The sequence below is a fragment of the Streptomyces sp. NPDC054757 genome, from assembly GCF_053612185.1.
Genome location: NZ_JBSHBW010000058.1, coordinates 1 through 4,919 on the forward strand (window position 1 = coordinate 1; position 4,919 = coordinate 4,919).

Genomic DNA, 4,919 nt, shown 5'->3' on the forward strand with positions numbered 1-4,919 from the left:
TTTCCCTTTCCGGCGATTCCGACTCTATCAGATCCTTTCGGGCCTGACCCCCAGTCAGCGGGGTTTGCCATCCCGGCCGTTGGGCCGTTCCGACGAGTGAGACATTAGCGGATTCCTGGCTCCCGAGCTAATCGGGGTGCTGTTCTTTCGAACGTGGATTCCTCATTCCGCAAAAGCGCATGGGAATGACACGACTAGTCGTCGGTCGTTCGAATGGTTGGTGCGGAATGGCTGTCCGGGGACCGGCCTGGGCCGGGGCTCACGCCGGACAGCTCGGAGAACATTACGGAGCTGTCAACCCCGTGTCAAGCCGGTGCTGCCTCTCCCGCGCTCTGCGGTCCCGGAGCTACAGTGGGGCCCATGATGACGCGTGCGTACACCCTCCGGTGGCGGGCCGCCTGACGGCGGCCTGCATCTACGTGTGCGTTCAACGGCCGCCTCTCCGGCGGCCGTTCGTGTTTCTCCCTCCAGGAGTCGGCTACCGGTGACGGCGGCCCCTGTCGAGAGGTGGAGAAATGACGCGGATCTTCAGTGGGGTCAAGCCCACCGGGCACCTGACGCTCGGAAACTACCTGGGTGCCGTACGGCGCTGGGCCGAGGAGGAGCAGCACCGGGCCGAGGCGCTGTTCTGTGTGGTGGACCTGCACGCGCTGACCATGGAGCACGATCCGGCGCGGGTGCGGAGACTGAGCCGGCAGGCGGCGACGCTGCTGCTGGCGGCCGGGCTCGATCCCGAGCAGTGCACCGTCTTCGTACAGAGCCATGTGGACGAGCACGCCCGGCTCTCGTACCTGATGGAGTGCACCGCGACGGACGGTGAGATGCGGCGCATGATCCAGTACAAGGAGAAGAGTGCGCAGGCCCGCTCGTCCGGGGACAGTGTGCGGCTCTCGCTCCTGACCTATCCGGCGCTGATGGCCGCGGACATCCTGGCCTATTCGGCCGACGAGGTGCCGGTGGGTGAGGACCAGACCCAGCATGTCGAGCTGACCCGGGATCTGGCCGTGCGGTTCAACCAGCGGTACGGGCACACGTTCGTGGTGCCGAAGGCCACCGAGCCCGTGGTGGCCGCGCGGGTCATGGACCTTCAGGACCCCACGTCGAAGATGGGGAAGTCACAGGCGTCGGGTGCGGGGATCGTCTATCTGCTGGACGAGCCCGCCGTGGTCCACAAGAAGGTCATGCGGGCCGTGACCGACAGCGGGAGCGAGGTCGTCCACGACCGGGTCGCCAGTCCCGGGGTCGCCAACCTGCTGGAGGTGCTCGGGGCCTGTACGGGACAGGAGCCCGGGGTGCTCGCCGGGACGTACACCTCGTACGGGGCGCTGAAGAAGGACACGGCCGACGCGGTGGTGGAGCTGCTGCGGCCGGTCCAGGAGCGGCATGCGGCGCTGGTCGCCGATCCCGGGTATCTGGAGGAGGTCCTCAGGAGGGGCGCCGGGCGGGCGCGGGCGATGGCCCGGCCCACGGTCGATGCCGCATACCGGGCCGTGGGGCTGCTGGAGCCGTAGCCGCAGCCGTACCCCTGGGCCCGCCCGGATAACAACTAGCCGTTGCCGGAGGCCAGTTCGCGGCTGCGGTCGCGGGCTGCCTCCAGGGCGGCGATGAGCGCGGCCCGTACGCCATGGCTCTCCAGCTCGCGGATCGCGTTGATCGTGGTGCCTGCCGGGCTGGTGACCGCCTCGCGCAGTTTCACCGGGTGCTCACCGCTGTCCCTGAGCATCACGGCCGCGCCGATGGCCGCCTGCACGATGAGGTCGTGGGCCTGGGCGCGTGGCAGGCCGAGGAGGATGCCGGCGTCGGTCATGGCCTCGACCAGGAAATAGAAGTACGCGGGGCCGGAGCCGGAGAGTGCGGTGGCGGCGTCCTGCTGGCTCTCCGGGGCGCGGAGAGTCTTGCCGACTCCACCGAAGATCTCGTCGGCGTGGACGAGGTGCGCTTCCGTCGCATGGCTGCCGGGCGAGATGACGGACATGGCCTCATCGACCAGGGCCGGGGTGTTCGTCATGACCCTGACCACGGGCGTACCGGGTGCGAGGCGCTCCTCGAAGTAGGAGGTGGGGATGCCGGCGGCGCCGCTGATGACGAGGCGGTCCGCCGGGACGTGGGGGGTGAGCTCGTCGAGGAGCTTGCCCATGTCCTGCGGCTTCACCGTGAGGATGAGGATGTCGGCGCGTTCGGCGGCCTCCTGGTTGCTGACCGGTTCCACGCCGTAGCGGGTGCGGAGCTTCTCCGCCCGCTCGGGGCGGCGGGTGGTGACGAGGAGGTTGGCCGGGGGCCAGCCCGCGCGGAGCATTCCGCTCAGGAGGGCTTCGCCGATCTTGCCTGTGCCGAGGACTGCGACTGTCTGGGCCATGGCTCTGTTCACCTCGCCGGTCGGGGCTTCTGTCCGTTCTTCTCTCGGGGTCATCCTTGCATCGGGCGTGGTGGGGGCGGTGTGGGTGTCCGACCGGTGGTACGGGGTGAAAGCGGTGACGGGTGGCCGGGTGCTGCTTCAGCGGGTTGCTACGCAGAGGTCGACCAGGTACGCCTCACGGACCACGCCTCCGGGGAAGATCTCGCTGAGAACGGCGCGCTCCTGGTCGACGAACTCCCTGGTGGCCTCCTCCCCCGCGACCAGGAAGACGGAGTGGCTGGCCAGATTGGCGAGGTGGGTGTCGAGCGAGACCTCGCGGGTCCAGGGGACCGTGCGGTCGGTGAAGCCGAGGCCGCCGGTCTCCAGCGTCCGCTCGGCCGTGCCGTGTGCGCCGAGCACGATGTCGGAGCTGCCGAAGAAGCTCTGGATCCGAGCGCCCTGGTCGGCGATCCACTCGACCCCGTGGTCCGAGACGTTCCACCAGAGGGCGAGCGCGCCGCCGGGGCGCAGGACACGCATCGCCTCGGGTGCCGAGCGGGCCGGGTCGGTCCAGTGCCAGGCCTGGGCGTACGTGATGAAGTCCGCCGAGGCGTCGGCGAGCGGGAGGTTGTTCCCGTCACCGCGCACGATCGGTACGCCGGGCAGGGTGCGGCGGAACTGTTCCGTCATGCCGTCGCCCGGCTCGACCGCGACGATCCGGGCGCCGCGCTCGTGGAGGAGGGCGGTGGCTATACCGGTGCCGGCTCCGACGTCGGCGACCCTGGCCCCCGCCAGGGGGCGTCCGGCCAGCTCCTCCACGGCGTCGAGGAGCGCGGGCGGGTAGGACGGGCGGTTGGCCGCATAGGCGGCTGCGGCCGCGTTGAAGGAGTGGGCGCGCGAGATCGTTGTCATACCGGCAATTCTGCCCACGCATCGGGGACTTCGGCCACAGGTCCGGGGCGTCTACCGACCTTGGTGTGCGTCAGCTGATCGGGCTGCCCGGGTGGGTGCGGGGACTGCCCGGGGGTGCGGCGGCTGTTCGTGCGGGGGCGTCAACCGCGCGGGGCCTGGTCCGCGGGCTTGCGTACTGCCGTGAGGTTGATGACGTACTCCTCTCGCACCCTGCCCTCCGGGAAGATCCGCAGCAGCTCCGCCCGTTCGTCGGCCAGTGCCGGGGCCGCCTTGCTCTCCGGTGCGGCTGCCACGTACGAACGGCTGCCCAGCTGGGCGATGTGCGTGTCGATGTCCACCTCGCGGGACCACTGGAGCCTGCGGAAGGCCGGGGTGAGGCCGTCGTACAGGGTCTTGATGATCACCGGGGCTCCGGGGGCCGCTCCGTAGCGGTAGTACTCGGGCAGGCGTCTCTTCAGCCGGGTCTCCTGGTCCGCGGCCCAGCGGACGGACGGGTCCGGAACGTTCCACCAGAGGGCCAGTACTCCGCGCGGCTTCAGGACCCGCAGGGCCTCGGGCACCGAGCGGGTCGGTTCCGTCCAGTGCCAGGCCTGGGCGTACGTCACGAAGTCGGCGCAGTCCGATGCGAGCGGGAGTGCGTCGCCCACGCCCCGTACCAGCGGGATGTCGGGGAGTGCGGAACGCAGCTGCGCGGCCATGCCGGGGCCCGGTTCAACCGCCACCACTTCGGCGCCGCGGTCCCGCAGCAGTCCGGTGGCGATGCCGGTGCCTGCGCCGACGTCCACCACGTACGCGCCCTTGAGCGAGCGGTGCGCCATCGCTTCCACCGCGTCGAAGAGCGCGGGCGGGTATCCGGGGCGTGCTGCGGCGTACTGGGCGGCCACTTGGTCCGAGGACAGCGCGAGTTCCGTCATGCCTGACATCTTCGTGGCGGACGGTCCCGGGGAACAGAGGCGGGAACGGGGGCCTGACGCCGGAGTTCCGAGATGGATACGGATACGGATACGGAGCCGGGGGCGGGCCGGGACGCCGCTCAGCCGCGCCTGGTCTTCGGCTTTCCGCGGCGGGCGGCCGGGTTTCCGGTGCGGGCGCCCCGGCGCTTCTCGTACGCGGCGGCGGCCGTCTCGTACTCGGTACGCCGCAGCTGTTCGCCGGGCGCCTCGGTGAGGGAGCGGATGAAGTAAGCGAGGAGCGAGCCGATGAAGCCGATCGCCTTGAGGCTGCGCAGGGACTCCTCGCGGGCCGGGTCGGCGGGGCGGCGCCGGAAGCCGTCCCAGGTGCGGGCGAAGGCGACGGCGCTGCAGACGGCGAAGACGGCCACGAAGAGGACGGAGGCGAAGCTGCCGATGTCGGCGGTCCGCACGCCCTGGTAGGCGAGCCGCATCACGAAGCAGGCGGCGACCGTCGTGACCAGGGCGCCGGCCGAGACCGCGGCGCGCCGCATCCCGTATCCGCCGTCGTGGCCGACCCAGGTCGTACCGAAGAAACGGATGGTCTCGGGCTGCGGCCCGCCGGGCGTACGCTCCTGGCCGCTCCCGCCGCTCCGGCTGGTCCCGCCGCGCCGGCCCGCGCGGTCGGCCCGGGCCGCGGGGCGCGCGGGGCCCGCGCCCGTGTGGCGGGGCGCGCCCGTTGCCGGCTCGCCGGTGTAGCGCAACGCCCCAATATACCCCCC

General features: G+C 71.1%; 5 protein-coding genes. 1 reads left to right on the forward strand and 4 read right to left on the reverse strand.

What is annotated here, in order from left to right; all coding sequences use genetic code 11:
- Nucleotides 1-515: 515 nt before the first annotated feature.
- Nucleotides 516-1,511: a tryptophan--tRNA ligase gene (trpS, locus tag ACWGKJ_RS34805; RefSeq protein ID WP_385033977.1), complete on the forward strand. Its 996-nt coding sequence runs from the start codon at nucleotides 516-518 to the stop codon at nucleotides 1,509-1,511.
- Nucleotides 1,512-1,546: 35 nt separating this feature from the next.
- Here the strand turns inward: trpS and proC are convergent, their stop codons facing one another.
- The 4 genes from proC to ACWGKJ_RS34825 all read right to left on the reverse strand — a co-directional run bounded on the left by proC (nucleotide 1,547) and on the right by ACWGKJ_RS34825 (nucleotide 4,739).
- Nucleotides 1,547-2,356 (reverse strand): pyrroline-5-carboxylate reductase, encoded by an 810-nt coding sequence (gene proC / locus ACWGKJ_RS34810; RefSeq protein ID WP_385033980.1) that lies wholly within the window; start codon nucleotides 2,354-2,356, stop codon nucleotides 1,547-1,549.
- Between the two features lie 138 nt (nucleotides 2,357-2,494).
- A complete protein-coding gene (locus tag ACWGKJ_RS34815; RefSeq protein WP_385033983.1) occupies nucleotides 2,495-3,247 on the reverse strand; it encodes a class I SAM-dependent methyltransferase in 753 nt (250 codons plus the stop codon).
- Nucleotides 3,248-3,387: 140 nt separating this feature from the next.
- The gene (locus tag ACWGKJ_RS34820; protein WP_385033986.1) at nucleotides 3,388-4,161 is read right to left on the reverse strand and encodes a class I SAM-dependent methyltransferase; all 774 of its coding nucleotides are present in this window, start codon (nucleotides 4,159-4,161) and stop codon (nucleotides 3,388-3,390) included.
- A gap of 119 nt (nucleotides 4,162-4,280) precedes the next feature.
- The gene (locus ACWGKJ_RS34825; RefSeq protein ID WP_385033989.1) at nucleotides 4,281-4,739 is read right to left on the reverse strand and encodes a hypothetical protein; all 459 of its coding nucleotides are present in this window, start codon (nucleotides 4,737-4,739) and stop codon (nucleotides 4,281-4,283) included.
- Between the last annotated feature and the right edge of the window lie 180 nt (nucleotides 4,740-4,919).